Here is a 19457-nt window from a genome sequence, read left to right on the forward strand (position 1 = left end):
ATGAGATCAACTTGTAGTTTCAAATTTAAACCCTATATGACGAAAGAGAGAAATTAATATTATGAGTAAAATAATCGGAATAGACTTAGGAACAACTAACTCTTGTGTTGCAGTAATGGAAGGTACACAAGCTAAAGTTTTAGAAAATGCAGAGGGAGCAAGAACAACTCCTTCAGTTGTTGCATTTACTGATGAAAAAGAAAAATTAATAGGTCAACCTGCTAAAAGACAGGCAGTAACAAATCCTGAAAACACAATTTTTGCAGTTAAAAGATTAATTGGAAGAAATTTTGATGATCCAACAGTAAAAAAAGATGTTGAAGCTGCTCCATTTAAGATAGTTAATTCTGAAAAAGGAGACGCTTGGATTGAAGCTAAAGGAGAAAAATATTCTCCATCTCAAATCTCTGCTTTCATTTTACAAAAAATGAAAGAGACAGCAGAAAAATATTTAGGATCAGAAGTAACAAAAGCCGTAATAACAGTACCAGCATATTTTAACGATGCACAAAGACAGGCTACAAAAGATGCAGGTAAAATTGCAGGACTTGAAGTTTTAAGAATTATAAATGAACCAACTGCTGCATCGCTAGCTTATGGTTTAGATAAAAAACAAAATAAAAAAATTGCTGTATACGATCTAGGTGGAGGAACATTTGATGTTTCTATACTTGAGTTAGGTGATGGTGTATTTGAGGTTAAATCAACTAATGGTGATACTTTTTTAGGTGGTGAAGATTTTGATAATGCTATAGTTAATTATTTAATTTCTGAATTTAAGAAAGATAATGGTATTGATCTTAAATCAGATAAACTTGCTTTACAAAGATTAAAAGAAGCAGCCGAAAAAGCAAAAATAGAATTATCATCTGCTGAACAAACAGATATAAACTTACCATTTATAACTGCAGATAAAACAGGTCCAAAACACATTAATTTAAAAATGACCAGAGCTAAACTTGAAGCTTTAGTTGAAGACTTAATCGCTAGAACAATGCCTCCATGTAAAACTGCATTAAAAGATGCAGGAATTACCGCAAGTGAGATAGATGAAGTGGTTATGGTTGGTGGTATGACTAGAATGCCAAAAGTTATAGCGGAAGTTAAAAACTTTTTTGGAAAAGACCCTAATAAAAGTGTAAACCCTGATGAAGTAGTAGCAATGGGTGCTGCTATTCAAGCAGGAGTGTTACAAGGAGATGTTAAAGACGTTCTTTTATTGGACGTTACACCGTTATCATTAGGTATTGAAACGCTTGGTGGTGTTTCAACAAAACTAATTGATAAAAATACGACAATTCCAACTAAAAAAAGCCAAGTTTTCTCAACCGCTGAAGATAATCAGCCAGCTGTTTCTATTAGAGTTTTACAAGGTGAAAGAGAGATGGCTTCCGATAACAAGTTATTAGGTAATTTTGAATTGGTAGGTATTGCGCCAGCTCCAAGAGGAGTTCCTCAAATTGAAGTTACATTTGATATTGACGCTAACGGTATCGTAAATGTTTCGGCAAAAGACAAGGGAACAGGTAAAGAGCAGAAGATACAAATTCAAGCTTCTGGTGGATTAAGTGATGAAGAAATTGAAAAAATGGTCAAAGATGCTGAAGCTAATAAAGAAGCCGATAAAAAGAAAAGAGAGTCGGTTGATGTTAGAAACCAAGCAGACACTTTAATTCATTCAACTGAGAAGAACTTAAAAGAGCATGGATCAAAAATTTCAGATGCTGAGAAAAAAGCAATTGAAGATGCATCCTCTGCAGTAAAAGAAGCTCTGAAAGGCGAAGATGTTGAAGATATCAAGAAAAAAACAGAAGCTTTAGTTCAAGCTTCAATGAAGCTTGGAGAAGCAATCTATAAATCACAACAAAGTGCTAAACCAGAGTCAGGTAAAGATGATGGTGGAGATGATACAGGTAAAAAAGACGAAAATGTTGTTGATGCTGATTTCGAAGAAGTAAAAGACGAGAATAAAGAAAAAAGCGCATAAACTGACATTTAATTGTCTGGGGTAATTTGATGGCTAAAAGAGACTATTATGATGTCCTAGGCGTTAGTAAGAACGCGAGTCCTGATGAGCTTAAATCCGCATATAGAAAACTAGCAGTTAAATATCATCCAGATAAAAATCCAGGTGATTCAAAGGCTGAAGAAAAGTTTAAAGAGGCTAGTGAAGCTTACGGGATACTTTCAGATAAAGAGAAAAAACAAAACTACGACAACTTTGGACATGCAGCTTTTGAAAATGGCGGTGGCAGACCAGGTGGCGGTTTTGGTGGTTTTAGTGGAGCTGATTTTTCTGATATTTTTGAGGATTTCTTTGGCGATTTTGGAGGTGGAGGAAGATCAAGAAACAGAAGATCAAATAATAGAGGCTCAGATTTAAGATACGATTTATCAATTTCATTAGAAGAGGCTTATCATGGAAAAAAACAAGATATAAAATTTGCAACTACTGAGCAGTGTGGAACTTGCAAAGGTAATGGTTCTGAACCAGGTTATTCTCCAGACAGGTGTTCTTATTGTGGAGGAAATGGAAGAATAAGATCTAACCAAGGTTTCTTTACTGTTCAACAAACATGTCCACAATGTAATGGTAATGGTGAGGAAATTACTAATCCATGTAATGATTGTAATGGTCAGGGGAAAAAACAAACATCCAAAAAAATATCTGTAACTATTCCTAAAGGTGTAGATGATGGTACAAGAATAAGACTTGCCGGCAAAGGTGAAGCTGGCAGCAGAGGTGGTACTACAGGTGATTTATATTTATTTATAAATGTTAATTCTCATGAACTATTTAAAAGATCAGATGAAAACCTATTTTTTGAATTTCCTCTATCTCTTACTGATGCAGCGCTTGGAACTATCATCGAAATACCAACGATTGATGGTGGACGAGCAAAAATAAAAATTCCAGATGGAACTCAAAATGGTAAACAATTTAGATTAAAAGGCAAAGGAATGCCATTTATGAGAAGAGGTGATTTTGGTGATTTATATGTTCAGGTAAAAACAGAGGTACCTGTATACCTAAATAAAAAACAAAAAGAATTATTGGAACAATTTAGAAAAATAGAAAACGACAAATCAAATCCAAGTATTAAAAAGTTTTTTCAAAAGGCTAAAGATTTTTGGAAAAACTAAATTATGGAAATAGAGGAAATAATTCCATCAATAGCTTTAATATTAATACTAATTCTAATTTTACCTAGCTTCATAAAATCAAACTTTAAGAAAAAAGTATTTTTTAAAAATTTAAGTATTTGGGGTGTAATTATAATTGTTCTTATGATACTTTTATATTTTATCACTTAATGAAAAAAATTAATTTAGCTATTTCAGGATGTATGGGAAGGATGGGTCAACAACTCATCAAATCATCTAAGAAAAATAAAAATTTCAAATTAGTTACACTTACAGAAAATAGATTGGTAAATAAAAAATTTAATGGAATTAAACCTGAACTAAATTCTGATAAAGCTTTTAAAAAAACTGATGTGATTATTGATTTTACTATTCCTAAGTGCACTCTTGAAATATTAAAAATAGCATCAAAATTAAGAAAAAAAGTAGTAATTGGTACCACTGGATTTACTAGAGCTCAAGAAAATCAAATTAAAAAATATTCAAAAAAAATAGCTATTTTAAAAGCTGGCAACATGAGTTTGGGTGTAAATTTATTAATGTACTTAACTGAAATTGCCTCTAAATCACTAAATGAGGAATACTTGAGTAAAATATTTGAAGTACATCACAAACATAAAAAAGACTATCCATCAGGTACCGCATTAATGCTTGGAAAAGGAATTGCTGATGGAAAAAATAAAAATTTATATAGTTTGATTGGTAAGAAATTCTTGAATAAAAAATCATTTCCTTATGGAAAAAAAATTAATTTCAGTTCAATTAGAAAAGGTGAAATTATTGGTGAACATGAAGTAAAATTCTCTAGTGGAAAAGAAATAATTACATTGAACCATGAAGCTTTTGATAGAGCACTTTACTCAGATGGAGCTTTGACTGCATCAAAATGGTTAATGAAAAAAAAACCAGGATTATATTCGATGAGAGATTTGCTTAACTTTTCATGATGAATGAAAAACAAAAAGCAAAAATAATTATTAAGACTTTAAATAAAATTTATCCTAAAGCACCTGTTCCTTTAAAAAGCAAAAATACGTTTACGTTATTAATTTCAGTCCTGCTGTCTGCCCAATGTACTGATGTAAATGTTAATAATGTAACAAAAGATATTTATCCAATATACTATAAGCCAGAACATTTTGTAAAATTAGGGAGAAAAAAAATCGAAAAATTAATTAAAAAAATTGGAATTTTTAGAGTTAAAGCCAAAAGTATTTACTTAATGTCAAAACAAGTGTTAGAAAAACACAGAGGTAAAGTACCCAAAACTTTTGAGGAACTTGAAAAACTGCCTGGTGTAGGACATAAAACAGCAAGTGTTGTGATGTCTCAAGGTTTTGGATACCCGGCTTTTGCTGTTGATACTCATATTCACAGACTTGCACAGCGTTGGGGTTTAACAAATGGAAAAAATGTAGCTCAAACTGAAAAGGATTTGAAAAGAATATTTCCTAAAAAAACCTGGTCTAAACTTCATCTACAAATAATCTTTTATGGAAGAGAATATTGTAAAGCCAGAGATTGCTATGGATTGAGTTGTAAAATATGTACTAGTTGCTACCCAAAAAGAAAAAAACCTGTTATTACCAAAAAAGCTTAATATGAAAATTTTAGGAATAGGTAATGCAATTGTAGATGTTATTTGTAAAGTGGATGACAGTTTCATCGAGCAAAATAATCTTACAAAAAGTACAATGAAATTATTCTTTGATGAAAATGAATTCAAAAGTTTATTAAAAAATCTTAAAATAGAAAAAACAGTACCTGGAGGATCGGTTGCTAACTCAATAGTTGGTATATCTCAACTTGGCGATAAAGTTGGTTTTATAGGTAAGATTTCCGATGATCAGTTTGGTGGTAATTATGAAGAAGGGTTAAATAAAGAAAAAGTTGAGTTTATTTATTCAAAAAAAAAGGAGGAGTTACCGACTGGAACATGTCTAATATTAGTAACACCTGATTCTGAAAGAACAATGTGCACTTTTTTAGGTACAGCAGGAAAAATAAATGAAAATGATGTTAGTTCAGAAGCTATTAAAAAAAGCGAAATAATATTTTTGGAAGGTTATTTATGGGACGAAGGAGAGCCTAAAAAAGCATTTGATAAAGCTATAAGTAATGCGAATAAAGTTGCGATGTCACTCTCTGACTTGTTTTGTGTGGATAGACACAAGCCTCATTTTTTAAACTTAGTTAAAAACAAACTAGATATAACTTTCGCTAACGAACAAGAAATTACATCTTTAATTGACGCAAAAAACTTTAATGAAGTAATAAATTTTTCAAAACAACTTAACAAATTAATTATTGTAACAAGAGGCGAAAAAGGTTCAGTTGCAATTAATGGAGATAAAGTTTTTGAAAATGATATACAAAAAAATTTAAAAATTATTGACCTTACAGGCGCGGGAGATCTCTTTGCTGCTGGATTTTTACATGGATATTTAAATAAATTGTCTACAAAAGAATGCCTTGAAAAAGGTACTGAAATGTCATCAAAAGTAATACAGCAAATCGGTGCAAGACTTTAGATTAACTTTTTTTTCTTTTAAAACTCCCTTTACCCTTTTTAGGCTTTATTGTTTTTGGTTTATAATTTTTAGAAAATAAATTTTTAGCGATAGGATTTTTTTTAGTTAATTTGGTAACCATTTTTTTTACTGATTATAAATTCATTATCATCAAAAGTATTTAAAATTTTTTTTCTTAATCTATAAATGTGGGTCTCAACAGTATGGGTTTCCATATCAGATTGATAACTCCATACTTTTTTTTGTAATTCATCAACGCTAACTGGTTTATTTGATTTAGATAAAAATATAATCGTATTAATTTCTTTTTCAGTCAATTTGAGCCTGATTTTTTTTTCAGACATCTCTCTTGAATTTAAATCTATAATATAATTACTTACTTTAACTTCTGATTGACTGTTGAATTTCACTTTTAAAAATTCAATATTTATTTTTTCTTTAAATTTAGAAATGTTGACAGGTGTATCGTCTAAAACAAATTGATGGCCAATATTTGGATATTCTCTATCTGTAATAATCAAATAATTATTAAGACTTTTAATTGTATCATTTAAAGTATTTTCATCATCTACAAATAAAATTTTAAAATTTAAATCTAACTCAATTTCTTCAAGGATATGATACAATTGCGAAAATTTATATATTATTAAATTCTGAGGTAACACAAAAATAGAATATGACAATTTTGGTAAAAAATAAACATACTCTTCAAATAGATGAATTTACATTTAGGTGTTGTATAGGAAAAAGGGGATTAACAGCGAATAAAAAAGAAGGAGATAAAAAAACCCCAATGGGTACCTTTAAAATTGAAAATCTTTATTTTAGGAAAGACCGTTTAAAAAAACCATCAACAACACTGAAATGTGTTGAAATAAAAAAAAATATGGGTTGGTGCGATGATATTAATTTTTCCAAAAAATATAACAAGCTTATCAAAATTGATAAAAAAGTTGGTCATGAAAAGTTACTTAGAAAAGATCATAAGTATGATTTTCTAATACCAATTAAATACAACTTTGAAAAACCAATTACTGGTCTTGGAAGTTGTATTTTTATTCACTTAACTAAAGATTTCAAACCAACTAATGGATGTGTTGCTTTAAAGAAAAAGGATTTTTTAATCCTACTTAAGTTAATTAAAAAAAATTCTAAAATTAAAATTTTTTAGTTTCTATGTCCAAATATACTAGATCCAACTCTAACGTATGTAGCAAAATGTTTAGCAGCAATAAGATAATCCGAAGACATACCCATGCTTAAATCTTTAAAACTAAAGGATTTATTAAGTTGGTTCATCTCTTCAAAGTAATTATTAGGATCAACATTTGCTGGGGGAATACACATTAAGCCAATTAAATCTAATCCAATTTCTTTACAGTAAGCAACCAGCTGATTTACTTCGGTTTTATTAATACCTGATTTTTGATCTTCATAACCTATGTTTATCTGTAAAAAAATTTTAATTTTTTTATTTATTTTATTTTGTTCATCTGCAATTTTTTTTGCAAGTTTTGCGCTGTCAACAGAATGGATGTAATCAAATATTCTTACTGCATATTTTACTTTGTTCGTCTGTAATTTTCCGATCATATGTAGTTTTATGCGCGAATTATTTTTTTTAATATCCATCCATTTTTCGCTTGCTTCCTGAACTTTATTTTCACCAAAATCAATATGTCCGTATTCTATAAGTGGTAAAATTTTTTCAATTTTAAAAGTTTTAGATACTGCTATAATTTTAGGTTTAGTGGTTATATTTAATCTATTGAGATAAATTTGAATATTATTATCAATATCTAATAAATTTTTTACAGTGTTATGCATAAAGAAAAGAAATATTACTTCATAAATAAATTTCAGACAAACAATATCGATAAACAAGACAAACAAACAATTATTATCTTTAGAAATTATTCATCAAAAACAGCAGATGTGAAACTTATCTTAAAAATTAAAAACTATTGTAAGAAAAAAGGAATTAAATTTTATCTATCTAACAACATTCAACTAGCAATAAGACTTAATTTAGATGGAGCATATATTCCATCATTTAACAAAAATATTAAACATTTATCGTATTCGCTAAAAAAAAAATTTAAAATTGTTGGATCGGCACATAATCTTAAAGAAATTAGAACTAAAGAAACACAAAAAGTAAATAAAATTTTTATATCATCTTTATTTAAAAAAAATAAAAATTATTTAGGAGTAAATAAATTTAAACTACTTTCAAAACTTACACGTAAAAAAGTTGTTGTCTTAGGGGGTATCTCTAAACAAAATCTAAAAAAAATGAAAATTTTAGATCAATCTAGTTTTGCTGGAATATCTTATTTTGAATAAAAAAAAGGCCCCTGAATAGGGGCCCTTTTTTAAAATTTAACTTAAATTAAATTAGAATGCAAATGCAGCACTTACAGTCCAATATTCAAAATCTGCATTTGAATTTGTTGAACCATCAATGTTTTCAGCTTCTTCTAATTTAGCTGTAAGTGTCATACCACCAGCTGTGTAAGAAGCAACAAGTGCAGAGTATTCTGCATCCGAACTTGTGTTTCCATCGTCAAGCGCTTCAGTTCCATAACTTACTGAAATCTCATCACTTACAGTATAAGCAATGCTGTAAGATGAAATTTCTTTATCGTTACTAGCTGCGTCCATATCGTAATCAGCTTGCGTTGCTGCAAGAGTTACTGGACCTATTGCGTAAGATACATGCCACGCTGTTTGATCACCTGAAGTAGTAGTTGTACCTGTATTTTCATCAGACTGTGCATACTTAAGTGTTAAACCTTCGATACCAGTATAATTTATACCAATACCAGTTTCTGACTCAGCTTGAGAACCTTGTGGATTGTAATGACCATATATGCTTACACCATCCATTAAAGTTGGAGCTGTGTAGAATATATTGTTGTCAGTTCCACCAGACATACCGTGAGTTAAACCAGTAACTCCACCTCTAACACCATCAAATCCATCCCAGATGTCACCTGCAGCAGTTGCATCCATAGATGAAACAGCTGAAGAACCACCGTGTCCAGAGAATTTAATTGATCCAAGTTCATCAGAACTAATTGTTATTGAGTGATCATCAAATGGATTAACTGAATCAGTTTCATCTAATTGAAATGATAAAGCTATGTTTAAACCATTATCTAGTTCACCGCTACCAGATACCGTAAACTGGTTACCCATTGAGAATGTAGTACCTGCATTAAGTTCCTCGGCACTGTATCCTCCAACTGCAACTGAAGCTGCTCCTGAAATTGTCATCTCACCAGCATGTGCTGACATAGAAACAAGTGAAGCTGCAAGTGCAGTCATACCTACTTTTTTAATGTTCATATTAATTACTCCTTTATTTATTTGTTATTATTAATAATAAACATTGTTTTTATATCTCATTAGAGTTTAATTCTTTCAAATTAGGCCTAATTTAATTGAAAAAGACACAAAGTGTTGCATTTTTACATCACTTAATACCTTAATTTACGTTAATATTAGATATTTTAAAGAAATATAGTAGATATAAGCAAAAATTATTATCACATGTATTTATCTAAAAAATTTAAAGTAATAACCTTACTACTAATTATTCCACTTTTTTTATTTGCCTGCAAAGGTCCAGACGGAAAATTTAAATTGCCAGGAGGAGATGCAAGAAAAACACCTGCTGATCCAAAAAAAAGAGTTGAACAAAATATTAGGGAAGGAAAAGGTATAAGGTTTAATGATGTTATGGGTAGTAACAAGGGAGGTGTTTTTGATTTTGCTAGCTCTAATGAGTTATGGCGAGCATCTTTGGATATAATCGAATTTATGCCTCTTTCATCTGTAAACTACAGTGGAGGAATTATTATTACAGATTGGTATTCTGAAACAAATTCTCCAAATGAAAGTATTAAAATCTCAATAAGATTTTTAACGAATGAAATAAGATCAGACGCATTAGACATAAAAATATTTACTAGAAAATGTATTGATACTCTGGCTAACTGTAGTTTTAATGAATTAGATGGAAGTTTATCAACAGAAATTAAAAAAGAAATACTAAAAAAAGCAGCAGTATATAAAAAAGAAATAGATGCAAAAAAACCTGAAAGCACTTACACCTATCCAAATACTGGTGACGAACAACGTTAGAAGTGGAAAGATATAATTTTAAATCTGTAGAAAAAAAGTGGCAGAAAGAATGGGAAAGCACAAAAGCCTTTTCTGTTCAAACTGATATAAGTAAAAAAAAGTTTTACTGTTTAGAAATGTTCCCATACCCATCAGGAAAGATTCACATGGGTCATGTAAGAAATTATACAATTGGCGATGTACTCGCTAGATACAAAACACTTCAAGGATTTAATGTTCTACATCCAATGGGGTGGGACTCGTTTGGAATGCCAGCAGAAAATGCAGCGAAACAAAATAATTTAAGCCCTAAAAATTGGACTGAGACAAATATTTCAAATATGAGATCTCAATTAAAAAAACTTGGCTTATCTATTGATTGGGACAGAGAAATTTCGACATGTTCAGAGCAATACTATAAACATCAACAAAAGTTTTTCTTAGAATTATTTGACAAAAAACTAGTTTATAGAAAAGAAAACTATGTAAACTGGGACCCAGTTGATGAAACTGTATTGGCTAATGAACAAGTAATAGATGGGAAGGGTTGGCGATCTGGAGCTGTTGTAGAAAGAAAAAAATTAAGTCAATGGTTTTTCAATATTTCAGAATTTTCACAAGATCTACTTGATGGTCTAGAAAAACTTAAGAATTGGCCAAACAAAGTAAAAACTATGCAAAAAAATTGGATAGGAAAATCGTTTGGTTGTGAAATTGATTTTAAAATTGAAGGAGATACAAGAGTTAAAAACATAAAATGTTTTACTACTAGACCTGACACTTTGTTTGGATTTTCCTTTTTAGCTGTTTCAGCTGATCATGAAATATCTCAATACTATAAGAAAGATCCTAAATTTATAGAATTTAAAGAGCAGTGCTCAAAAACTGGGACTACAGAAGAGGCTATAGCTGTTGGGGAAAAGATTGGATTTAAAACAAACCTATACGCGATCAACCCTTTAAGTCCATCTGAAAGAGTTCCAGTGTATTTCGCAAATTTTGTATTAATGGATTACGGTTTTGGCGCAGTTTTTGGATGCCCTGCTCATGATCAAAGGGACTTTGAATTCGCTAAAAAATATAATCTTGAAATTAAAACAGTGGTAAGACCTGAAAATGAAAACGAGAGCTTTAAAGTTACATCTGAAGCTTATACTGGTGAGGGAACATTAATTAACTCAAAATATTTGAATAATCTAAAAGTACCAGATCAATCAATACTAGAAACTATCAAAATTCTTGAAGAGAAAAAAATTGGCTCAAAAAAAATAAATTTTAGACTTAAAGATTGGGGGGTTTCAAGACAAAGATATTGGGGTTGCCCAATCCCAATTGCATATGATGAGAATGGTGACGTGCACAAAATTCCAGAAGAAATGTTACCTGTAAAACTACCTGAAAAAATTAATTTGAAAGTAAAAGGTAACCCTCTTGATCATATTGATGAATGGAAAAACATAGAAATTAATGGAAAAAAAATGATAAGGGAAACTGATACTTTAGATACATTTGTTTGTTCTTCATGGTATTTTCTTAGATTTTGTTCTCCAAATGAAGAGAATTATGGTTTTAGTGAGGAAGATATTAAATATTGGATGCCAGTTGATCAATACATAGGTGGGATTGAACATGCCATACTTCACTTGCTTTATTCAAGATTTTTTATGCGTGCTATTTCAAAAAATAACAAAATTATAAATTTAAGTGAACCATTTAACGGTCTATTTACTCAAGGGATGGTTTGCCATGAAACTTATAAAGATAATAAAAATAACTGGATAAGCCCCGATGAAGTACAAACAATAAATGGGAAAAAATTTCTTAAAAAAGATAACTCAATTCCAATAAAAGTAGGCCCAATAGAGTCTATGTCAAAGTCAAAGAAAAACACAATTGATCCGGAAAATATTATTTCAAATTACGGAGCAGATGCAGCAAGATTGTTTATTTTATCAGATAGCCCTCCAGAAAAAGATGTTTTGTGGTCTGAAGAAGGTATTTCTTCATCATATAAATTTATACAAAAACTATGGAATCTAAATTTAAAATTTATTGAGGAAATAGGCAAAAATCACAAACAAGATTCTGATGATGAAATTGAAAGATATACAAATAAATTTTTAAAGAAGGTGACAGAAAATTTAGAAGGATTTAGTTATAATAAAATTATAGCTAACTTACATGAGATGTATTCATTTATGATAAAACAAATAAGTAAAAATTATAAGAAAAATACTTTAAAGAAAAATTATAAAAAAATATTAATTTCTTTACAACCTGTAATACCTCATTTTTCAAATGAATGCTTAGAATTGATAAACGAAAAAGATATAAATTGGCCTGAGATAGACGAAAACATCATTAGAGAAGAAGTTATCAATATAGTAGTACAAGTAAACGGAAAAAAAAGAGGACTTCTTAAAACTAAGATCGATGAAACAGAAAAAAAGATCATGGATATAATTAAAAAAGATGAAAAGATATATAAATATTTAAATAATAATGAAATTAAGAAAAGCATTTATATAAAAAATAAATTAATAAATTTTATAATTTAAAATTATGAGGAAAATTATTATTCTAATTTTATGCACCTTTATTTATGGATGCGGATATAACTCAGTGTATAAAGATAAAAAAGACATAGATTTATTTATTTATGTTGTAAATTTTAAAGGTGATTTGGAGATAAGTAATTTTATTAAAAATCAATTGAAAATTGCTTCTGATGTAAATTCAACTAAAAAACATGAAATAAATTTTGAAAGTAAGTATGAAAAAATAATATTAGCTAAAGATTCTACAGGAAAAGCTACTGACTACAAGTTAAACATGAGTGTAAAATTTCAACTTCTTTCCAAAAATAATAAGGAAATTAATTTTAATCAAAATTTCAAAATAAAAAGCACTGAAAATTTTGAACAATCTAATTACGAAAAAGAAATAAAAAGAAATTTTTCAAAAGCAGCAAAAGATGAATTAATTCGTAATTTAATTAACTTAAATGATAATTAAATATTTTGAGATCAACAAAATAGATTTGGATAAAAATAATCTAATTTTATTTTATGGCAATAATGAAGGACTTAAAAATGAAACGATAAATCATTTAATTAAAGAAAATCTAGAAAAATTTAAATATGAAGAAAAAGAAGTTTTAGAAACAAAAGATAATTTTTTATCTAGTGTTCTTAACAAATCATTATTTGAGGAAAAAAAGATTATAATTGTCAGAAGAGCAACAGAAAAAATACTAAAAATATTAAATGAAATAAATGATAAAAGTATCAACGATATAATAATAATCATCGCTGATAATTTAGAAAAAAAATCTAAATTAAGAAATTTTTTTGAAAAAGGAAAGGATACAATCTGTATTCCATTTTACCCAGATAATGAGCAAACACTTTCTAAGCTATGTAATGATTTTTTAAAAAAAAAAAAAATTGCAATATCTCAAGCATACTTAAATCAAATTGTAAACAAATCATCAGGCGATAGAAATAACCTTCTGAAAGAACTAGAAAAAATAGAAAATTTTCTAAAAAATGGAAAAAAACTTTCTGACGAAAATTTAATGAAATTAATTAATTTATCAGAAGATTATAGTATATCAGAGTTAGTTGATAATTGTTTAGCCAAAAATCATAAAAAATTTATTACTATTTTAAATGAAAATAATTTTACTAATGAAGATTGCATCATAATCTTAAGAACATTTTTAAATAAAACAAAAAAAATCTTGAAACTTTCCAATGAGTTAGAAAAAACTCAAAACATAGATTTAGTAATTTCTAATGCTAAACCACCAATATTTTGGAAAGATAAAGATATTACAAAACAACAACTAACTAAATGGAAAACTCGTAAGCTTAAAGAATTGATTTATAGAATCAGCAAAATTGAATTAGAAGTTAAGAAAAATATTAATTTCTCAATCAATCTAATAACGGATTTTTTAATAGAGCAATCATTTCAAACAACTAATAATTAGATTTAATTATATCAATAATTTTATGTAATTGATCCATATCTTTATATTCAAAACTTATTTTTCCCTTATTTCTTATATTATTTTGTATATCAACATTTAAACCAATTTTATTTGAAATAGATAATTCAAGTGCAATAATATTTGCATCTTTACTAGAAGAAGATTTTTTTTTATTTTTAAAAATTTTGACAAAATTCTCAGTTTGTCGCACAGAAAGTTTTTTCTCAATAATTTTATTTGCAACAAAAATTGCGTTTTCAAGACCAACTAAAATTTTAGCATGGCCAGCTGATAATTGTTGAGTTTCAATTAATTTTATTACTTCATTAGGTAGAGTTAGAAGTCTTAAAGAATTTGTAATGTGACTTCTACTTTTTCCTATAAATTTTGACACTTTTTCTTGATCATAATAGAACTCATTTATTAATCTTTTGTATCCTAAAGCTTCCTCCAAAGGATTTAGATCATGTCTTTGAACATTTTCAACAATTGCGAATTCCAAAGATTTTAAATCATCAGCTTCTGTAATAACAACGGGAACATTGTGAAGACCGGCCCTTTGAGCCGCAAGCCACCTCCTCTCTCCTGCTATAATTTCATATTTTGCTTTATCATCGTTTGACTTTCTGACAATGATTGGCTGTATCATTCCTCTTTCTTTGATAGAATTGGTTAAATCTTCTAAATTTTTTTCATCAAATATTTTTCTTGGTTGATACTTATTTGGAATTAGATCACTTACTTGCAATTGGTTAGTTTGAAGTTCTACTTTTGCTTCACCAATCAAGGAAGACAAACCCCTTCCTAAACCTTTTTTAATTTTGTCCATTAAGCAGCACTCCCTATTTTTGACTCTTGATTTATAAATTCATCTGTAAAACTAAAATACGACTTGCTACCTGGGCATGATTTATCATAAATCAAAACTGGCATTCCATGAGAAGGTGCTTCTGATAATCTAACGTTTCTAGGTATTACTGTTGAGTAAACTTTTTCACTAAAATAATCTCTAGCTTCTTTTTCAACTTGTGAAGATAACTTATTTCTTTTGTCATACATTGTTAAAAGTATACCTCGAATTTTTAATTCTGGATTCAAGCTTATTTTTATTCTTTCTATTGTCTTCATAAGCTGAGTTAGACCCTCAAGAGCAAAAAATTCTGTCTGTAAAGGAACGAGTAGTGAGCTTGAACAAACAAGGGCCATAACAGTTAATAGACTGAGAGAAGGAGGACAGTCAATCAGTATATAATCATAGGATCCTCTAGAATCATTTAAATAAGCGGCCAATTTAAGCTTTAAGATAAAAGCTCTGTTTGTATCATCAGCTGTTTCAACCTCTAGACCTGATAAGTCAACGTTAGAAGTTATCATGTCCAAATTTTCAAACTGGGTTTTCTTGATTACTTGATAAATTTCTTTAGTTCCATTCAAAACGCCGTAGATTGTATCGCTTGAGTTTTCAATATTAGATAATCCTAGTCCTGTAGTAGCATTTCCCTGCGGATCTAGGTCTATAACTAAAATTTTTTTATTATGTTGTGATAGTCCAGCTGCAAGATTTATTACTGTAGTAGTTTTTCCTACCCCACCCTTTTGATTTATGACCGAAATAATTTGCATTTAATTTTTTTAAATTTCTTTTTAATTTTTTTTTTTGATTTTTTTTATATTTATTAAAAATGAATCCTTACTTGTTAAACTTTTCTTTTCTATATATTCCAAATTCCATTTTTTTTTAGAATTTTCAAAAACTTTTTTTCCACTTTTACCCATAAAGAAAATCAAATTTTTATATTTCGAAAAATTTTCATAAACTAAATCTAAAACAACAGGCATAGGTTTAAATGCTCTCGACATAATTGTTCCTGTCTCTAAATTTTTTATATCAAAAATATTTTTTTGAAAAACTTTTGTATTTAAATTTAATTTTTCTGAAACTTCTTTCAAAAAACGGCTTTTATGGTAGCTTTTTTCATACAGATGCACATTCATTTTATTTTTCATGTTTTTTAGTATAATTGCTACTATAATTCCTGGTAAACCAGCTCCAGAACCTAAATCTATGGTTGTATTGCAATTTAAATCAACAAAATCAATTATTTGTGCAGAATCTATAATATGACGCTCAATTATTGCATTTTTTGATGCTGTATTTTGACCAATTATGTTAATTTTTTTATTTTTTTCCAGAATTAGAGATATATAGTTTTCAAAGTCTAAAAATGTTTCACGTGAAACATTTAGATCATTAAGTCTAGAGTAAGAATTTAAAATTTCTTGATCCATTAAGCTATATGCTTAATAGACTTTCTTTTTACGTGTGACAACAAAATATATACAGCTGCTGGGGTTATTCCATCAATTCTTAAAGCTTGACCCATAGTTTTAGGCTTTATTTCTTTAAATTTAGCTTTTACTTCATTAGATAAACCTGAAAGCCCATCATAATTAATTTTATCAGGGATAATTAGGTTCTCGTCCCTCTTAAAAGCTAAAATATCTGCTTTTTGCTTCTTTAAATATCCTCTGTAATGAGCATTAATTTCTACTTGCTCATCAATTTCTTTGCTAAAAAAGGGTATTTCAGGCCATATTTCCCTAATTTTACTCATATTTACACCTTTTTGAGTTAACACCTCATTTGAAGACCTCAATATTCCATCTTTTGCTATTTTAATCCCAAATTTTTCTGCTTTAGATGGTGAAATACTAGATTTATTCATTTTTAAATTAATTTTTTCAATTTTATCAAATTTATTCAAATATAAAGCTTTTCTCTCCTCTCCAATTAACCCAATTTCTATTCCTTTAGCTGTTAATCTTTGATCTGCATTATCTGCTCTCAAACTTAATCGATATTCTGCTCTTGATGTAAACATACGGTAAGGCTCGGCAACTCCCTTAGTAACTAAGTCATCAATCATTACACCAATATAGGCATCAGATCTATCAAGGATAAATGGCTCAGCATTTTTAACAGATAAAGCTGCATTTATACCGGCTATAAGGCCTTGAGCAGCTGCTTCCTCATATCCTGTTGTTCCGTTAATCTGCCCAGCAAAATAAAGATTGCTGATCTTCTTGGTTTCAAGGGTCAAGAATAGTTCACGTGGATCTATATAGTCATATTCTATAGCATATCCTGGTCTTATGATAGTAACATTCTCTAAACCACTGATATTATTACATATTTCTTCTTGTACTTCAGCTGGAAGGGATGTGGAGATCCCGTTTGGGTAAATTGTGTGATCATTAAGTCCTTCTGGTTCTAAAAAAACCTGATGACGAACTTTATCAGCAAATTTTACTATCTTATCTTCTATAGATGGACAATATCTTGGACCTACACCTTTTATGTTGCCTGAGTACATTGCACTTTTAGATAAATTTTTTTCTATAATTTTATGAACCTTCTCATTAGTATAAGTCATTCGACATGACACTTGTTTGTTTAAATTTTTTTTAGTTAAAAAAGAAAAAAAATAAGGATCATCATCTGCAAATTGTTCTTCAAGCTTTCCAAAATTAATCGTTCTTGCATCTAACCTTGGAGGTGTTCCAGTTTTTAATCTTCCAATTTTAAAATCATATTTTGCTAATTGTTCACTTAATCCTGTTGAAGGTTTTTCATCATACCTACCTGCTGGTGTTCTTTCATCACCTATGTGTATCAAACCATTTAAAAAAGTTCCTGTTGTTAGTATTAACTTGTTGCATGATACCTTTTTACCTTCTTTAGTTTCAAAACCACTTATAATGTTTTTATTAAAAATAAACCTTATTGCTGGATCAGAAAAAATGCTTAAATTACAATAGTTTAAAAGTTTTTCTTGCATAAATTTACGGTAAAGTATCCTATCTGATTGAGTTCTTGGTCCACGCACAGCTGGACCTCTGCTTCTATTTAATAATCTAAATTGTATGCCTGATTTATCTGCAACATCTCCCATAACACCATCTAGTGCATCTATTTCTCGAACTAAATGACCTTTGCCCAAACCACCAATTGCTGGGTTACATGACATCTCACCAATAGTTTCTATTTTATGAGTGAATAAGGCGGTGTTAACTCCTAGTCGAGCAGAAGCTGCAGCTGCCTCACATCCTGCATGACCTCCACCAATTACAACTACGTCAAATGACAAATCATTTTTCATGAGCCAAATTTATATGTGATTACATAATTTACAAGATAGGCTTATTTTTTTTGTAAATAAGCGTTAATTATCAAGAGTTTTTGATAAAAAATTTCTAAAAAATAAGGAAAATAGGGGATTACTTACCGATGCAAAAATCGTTGAAAATACTACCCAATATCTCTTCCACATCAACTTTTCCAACGATCATACCCAAATGTCTAGTAGCTAATCTTAAATCTTCTGCTGCTTTATCAAAATCTTCTATTTCTTTTTTTTGATTAAAGTTATTCAAATGGTTTAAACACTGCTCTAAATGTTGTCTGTGTCTTTCTCTAGTAATTAAAATATCATCACTAGTTATAAATTTATTTTTTAAATTATTTTTAATTTTTGAAATTAGTTCATCAACATTTTTATTATCTTTAATGGAGATTAAAACATGATTTATATTTTTTATTTCTGAATCAATTTCATTTTCTAAAAGATCAGACTTATTTATAACTAAAATCGCATTTTCATCTAATAATCTCTTCAAAACGTTAGTAAAATTAAGGCTTTTTGCATCTACCACTACAAGCTTTAAATCTGCTTCTTCGGCTCTATTCAAAGATAATTTTACACCTTTTTTTTCTATCTCATCTTTAGAGTCTCTTATTCCTGCAGTATCAGATATTATTACAGGATAACCATCTATATTAAGATGAGTTTCGATAACATCTCTTGTAGTACCAGCAAATTCAGAGACAATTGCAACATCTCTATTTGATAAATAATTTATTAAACTAGATTTGCCTGCATTGGTAGGTCCAAGAATTGCAATCTTAAAACCTTCTCTAATTCTTTCTCCAACTTTTTGGTCATTTAAAATCTTTTTAATTTTTTGAATAACATCATTTGAATCATTTTTGATTTCATCCAAAATATCATTTGGTAAATCTTCATCAGGAAAATCAATTTTAGCTTCTACATATGACAAAATTTTTAAAAGTTTTTCTCTTAAAAAATTAAATTGATCAGCAGATTTACCATTCATAATTTTAATTGCTTGCTGTCTTTGAATTTCAGTTTCTGATGAAATTAGATCAGCAATACTTTCTGCTTTTAACAAGTTTATTTTTCCATTTTGGAATGCAAGCTTTGTAAATTCTCCTGGTTCAGCTAATCTACAATTTTCAATTTTAGAAATAGAGGCGTGTAGGGCATCAACAACAGCTTTGCTACCATGAATTTGAATTTCTGCCATATCTTCTCCTGTGTAGCTCTCAGGGCCGGGAAACCATAATATTATCCCCTCATCTATAAGCTCAGAAGTGTTGATTTTATTGATTTTTCTTAATGTTGCTACTCTTGGAGGGGGAACTTTATTGCCTGTTAGAGTCTCAATTACTTTTAAGGATTGTTCACCTGAAATTCTAATTATAGCAACACCCGAAATACCAGGTCCGGTAGATAAAGCAAAAATAGTCATAAAGTGATTATATCTATAAAAAAATAATTGTGTAAAATTTAATTATAGAA

The 19457-nt window shown here is 29.1% G+C and carries 19 protein-coding genes; 11 read left to right on the top strand and 8 right to left on the bottom strand.

Annotated features, from left to right (window positions below; all coding sequences use genetic code 11):
* Positions 1–61: 61 nt before the first annotated feature.
* From dnaK to ACTTA0_RS01035, 5 genes are all read left to right on the top strand, one after another.
* Positions 62–1987, top strand: a complete 1926-nt coding sequence (gene dnaK / locus ACTTA0_RS01015) for a molecular chaperone DnaK (RefSeq protein ID WP_440675580.1) — start codon at positions 62–64, stop codon at positions 1985–1987.
* 29 nt (positions 1988–2016) lie between these two features.
* Positions 2017–3144, top strand: coding sequence for a molecular chaperone DnaJ (gene dnaJ / locus ACTTA0_RS01020; RefSeq protein ID WP_440675581.1), 1128 nt, complete (start codon positions 2017–2019; stop codon positions 3142–3144).
* A 170-nt stretch (positions 3145–3314) separates the two neighbouring features.
* Positions 3315–4091 (top strand): 4-hydroxy-tetrahydrodipicolinate reductase, encoded by a 777-nt coding sequence (dapB, locus tag ACTTA0_RS01025; protein WP_440675582.1) that lies wholly within the window; start codon positions 3315–3317, stop codon positions 4089–4091.
* Positions 4091–4744, top strand: a complete 654-nt coding sequence (gene nth / locus ACTTA0_RS01030) for an endonuclease III (RefSeq protein ID WP_440676625.1) — start codon at positions 4091–4093, stop codon at positions 4742–4744. The genes dapB and nth overlap by 1 nt, the downstream gene beginning before the upstream one ends.
* Position 4745: 1 nt before the next feature.
* Positions 4746–5675, top strand: a complete 930-nt coding sequence (locus tag ACTTA0_RS01035; RefSeq protein WP_440675583.1) for an adenosine kinase — start codon at positions 4746–4748, stop codon at positions 5673–5675.
* A gap of 101 nt (positions 5676–5776) precedes the next feature.
* On the opposite strand, the gene ACTTA0_RS01040 is transcribed toward ACTTA0_RS01035, so the two are convergent.
* The gene (locus ACTTA0_RS01040; protein WP_440675585.1) at positions 5777–6301 is read right to left on the bottom strand and encodes a winged helix-turn-helix domain-containing protein; all 525 of its coding nucleotides are present in this window, start codon (positions 6299–6301) and stop codon (positions 5777–5779) included.
* Between the two features lie 50 nt (positions 6302–6351).
* On the opposite strand from ACTTA0_RS01040, the gene ACTTA0_RS01045 reads away from it, so the two are divergent.
* Positions 6352–6846, top strand: coding sequence for a L,D-transpeptidase family protein (locus ACTTA0_RS01045; protein WP_440675587.1), 495 nt, complete (start codon positions 6352–6354; stop codon positions 6844–6846).
* Here ACTTA0_RS01045 and ACTTA0_RS01050 read toward each other — a convergent pair.
* The gene (locus ACTTA0_RS01050) at positions 6843–7502 is read right to left on the bottom strand and encodes a YggS family pyridoxal phosphate-dependent enzyme (RefSeq protein ID WP_440675589.1); all 660 of its coding nucleotides are present in this window, start codon (positions 7500–7502) and stop codon (positions 6843–6845) included. The genes ACTTA0_RS01045 and ACTTA0_RS01050 overlap by 4 nt on opposite strands.
* Here ACTTA0_RS01050 and ACTTA0_RS01055 point away from each other — a divergent pair.
* The gene (locus ACTTA0_RS01055; protein WP_440675591.1) at positions 7497–8021 is read left to right on the top strand and encodes a thiamine phosphate synthase; all 525 of its coding nucleotides are present in this window, start codon (positions 7497–7499) and stop codon (positions 8019–8021) included. The two genes, ACTTA0_RS01050 and ACTTA0_RS01055, sit on opposite strands and share 6 nt — an antisense overlap.
* Positions 8022–8072: 51 nt before the next feature.
* On the opposite strand, the gene ACTTA0_RS01060 is transcribed toward ACTTA0_RS01055, so the two are convergent.
* Positions 8073–9026, bottom strand: a complete 954-nt coding sequence (locus ACTTA0_RS01060; protein ID WP_440675593.1) for a porin — start codon at positions 9024–9026, stop codon at positions 8073–8075.
* A gap of 204 nt (positions 9027–9230) precedes the next feature.
* On the opposite strand from ACTTA0_RS01060, the gene ACTTA0_RS01065 reads away from it, so the two are divergent.
* From ACTTA0_RS01065 to holA, 4 genes are all read left to right on the top strand, one after another.
* Positions 9231–9824, top strand: a complete 594-nt coding sequence (locus tag ACTTA0_RS01065) for a DUF3576 domain-containing protein (RefSeq protein WP_440675595.1) — start codon at positions 9231–9233, stop codon at positions 9822–9824.
* 2 nt (positions 9825–9826) lie between these two features.
* Entirely contained in the window at positions 9827–12361 is a 2535-nt protein-coding gene (gene leuS / locus ACTTA0_RS01070) for a leucine--tRNA ligase (protein WP_440675597.1), read from the top strand.
* Between the two features lie 64 nt (positions 12362–12425).
* Positions 12426–12818 (top strand): LPS assembly lipoprotein LptE, encoded by a 393-nt coding sequence (lptE, locus tag ACTTA0_RS01075; RefSeq protein ID WP_440675599.1) that lies wholly within the window; start codon positions 12426–12428, stop codon positions 12816–12818.
* On the top strand, positions 12808–13797 hold the full coding sequence (gene holA, locus ACTTA0_RS01080) for a DNA polymerase III subunit delta (RefSeq protein WP_440675601.1): 990 nt from the start codon (positions 12808–12810) through the stop codon (positions 13795–13797). The genes lptE and holA overlap by 11 nt, the downstream gene beginning before the upstream one ends.
* On the opposite strand, the gene ACTTA0_RS01085 is transcribed toward holA, so the two are convergent.
* The 5 genes from ACTTA0_RS01085 to mnmE all read right to left on the bottom strand — a co-directional run bounded on the left by ACTTA0_RS01085 (position 13787) and on the right by mnmE (position 19407).
* The gene (locus tag ACTTA0_RS01085) at positions 13787–14626 is read right to left on the bottom strand and encodes a ParB/RepB/Spo0J family partition protein (protein ID WP_440675603.1); all 840 of its coding nucleotides are present in this window, start codon (positions 14624–14626) and stop codon (positions 13787–13789) included. The two genes, holA and ACTTA0_RS01085, sit on opposite strands and share 11 nt — an antisense overlap.
* A complete protein-coding gene (locus ACTTA0_RS01090; protein WP_440675605.1) occupies positions 14626–15420 on the bottom strand; it encodes a ParA family protein in 795 nt (264 codons plus the stop codon). Before ACTTA0_RS01090 ends, ACTTA0_RS01085 begins: the two co-directional genes overlap by 1 nt.
* 21 nt (positions 15421–15441) lie before the next feature.
* Positions 15442–16086, bottom strand: a complete 645-nt coding sequence (locus ACTTA0_RS01095; protein ID WP_440675607.1) for a 16S rRNA (guanine(527)-N(7))-methyltransferase RsmG — start codon at positions 16084–16086, stop codon at positions 15442–15444.
* Positions 16086–17957, bottom strand: coding sequence for a tRNA uridine-5-carboxymethylaminomethyl(34) synthesis enzyme MnmG (gene mnmG / locus ACTTA0_RS01100; protein ID WP_440675609.1), 1872 nt, complete (start codon positions 17955–17957; stop codon positions 16086–16088). The genes ACTTA0_RS01095 and mnmG overlap by 1 nt, the downstream gene beginning before the upstream one ends.
* A gap of 118 nt (positions 17958–18075) precedes the next feature.
* A complete protein-coding gene (gene mnmE, locus ACTTA0_RS01105) occupies positions 18076–19407 on the bottom strand; it encodes a tRNA uridine-5-carboxymethylaminomethyl(34) synthesis GTPase MnmE (protein ID WP_440675611.1) in 1332 nt (443 codons plus the stop codon).
* Positions 19408–19457: the final 50 nt, after the last annotated feature.

Source organism: Candidatus Pelagibacter sp. HIMB1593 (assembly GCF_052047755.1).
In the GTDB taxonomy this organism is placed as follows: domain Bacteria; phylum Pseudomonadota; class Alphaproteobacteria; order Pelagibacterales; family Pelagibacteraceae; genus Pelagibacter.

Coding starts and splice junctions, on each gene's coding strand:
- dnaK (WP_440675580.1), top strand. CDS start 62: ATGAGTAAAATAATCGGAATAGACTTAGGAACAACTAACTCTTGTGTT.
- dnaJ (WP_440675581.1), top strand. CDS start 2,017: ATGGCTAAAAGAGACTATTATGATGTCCTAGGCGTTAGTAAGAACGCG.
- dapB (WP_440675582.1), top strand. CDS start 3,315: ATGAAAAAAATTAATTTAGCTATTTCAGGATGTATGGGAAGGATGGGT.
- nth (WP_440676625.1), top strand. CDS start 4,091: ATGAATGAAAAACAAAAAGCAAAAATAATTATTAAGACTTTAAATAAA.
- ACTTA0_RS01035 (WP_440675583.1), top strand. CDS start 4,746: ATGAAAATTTTAGGAATAGGTAATGCAATTGTAGATGTTATTTGTAAA.
- ACTTA0_RS01045 (WP_440675587.1), top strand. CDS start 6,352: ATGACAATTTTGGTAAAAAATAAACATACTCTTCAAATAGATGAATTT.
- ACTTA0_RS01055 (WP_440675591.1), top strand. CDS start 7,497: ATGCATAAAGAAAAGAAATATTACTTCATAAATAAATTTCAGACAAAC.
- ACTTA0_RS01050 (WP_440675589.1), bottom strand. CDS start 7,502: ATGCATAACACTGTAAAAAATTTATTAGATATTGATAATAATATTCAA.
- ACTTA0_RS01060 (WP_440675593.1), bottom strand. CDS start 9,026: ATGAACATTAAAAAAGTAGGTATGACTGCACTTGCAGCTTCACTTGTT.
- ACTTA0_RS01065 (WP_440675595.1), top strand. CDS start 9,231: ATGTATTTATCTAAAAAATTTAAAGTAATAACCTTACTACTAATTATT.
- holA (WP_440675601.1), top strand. CDS start 12,808: ATGATAATTAAATATTTTGAGATCAACAAAATAGATTTGGATAAAAAT.
- ACTTA0_RS01085 (WP_440675603.1), bottom strand. CDS start 14,626: ATGGACAAAATTAAAAAAGGTTTAGGAAGGGGTTTGTCTTCCTTGATT.
- ACTTA0_RS01090 (WP_440675605.1), bottom strand. CDS start 15,420: ATGCAAATTATTTCGGTCATAAATCAAAAGGGTGGGGTAGGAAAAACT.
- ACTTA0_RS01095 (WP_440675607.1), bottom strand. CDS start 16,086: ATGGATCAAGAAATTTTAAATTCTTACTCTAGACTTAATGATCTAAAT.
- mnmG (WP_440675609.1), bottom strand. CDS start 17,957: ATGAAAAATGATTTGTCATTTGACGTAGTTGTAATTGGTGGAGGTCAT.
- mnmE (WP_440675611.1), bottom strand. CDS start 19,407: ATGACTATTTTTGCTTTATCTACCGGACCTGGTATTTCGGGTGTTGCT.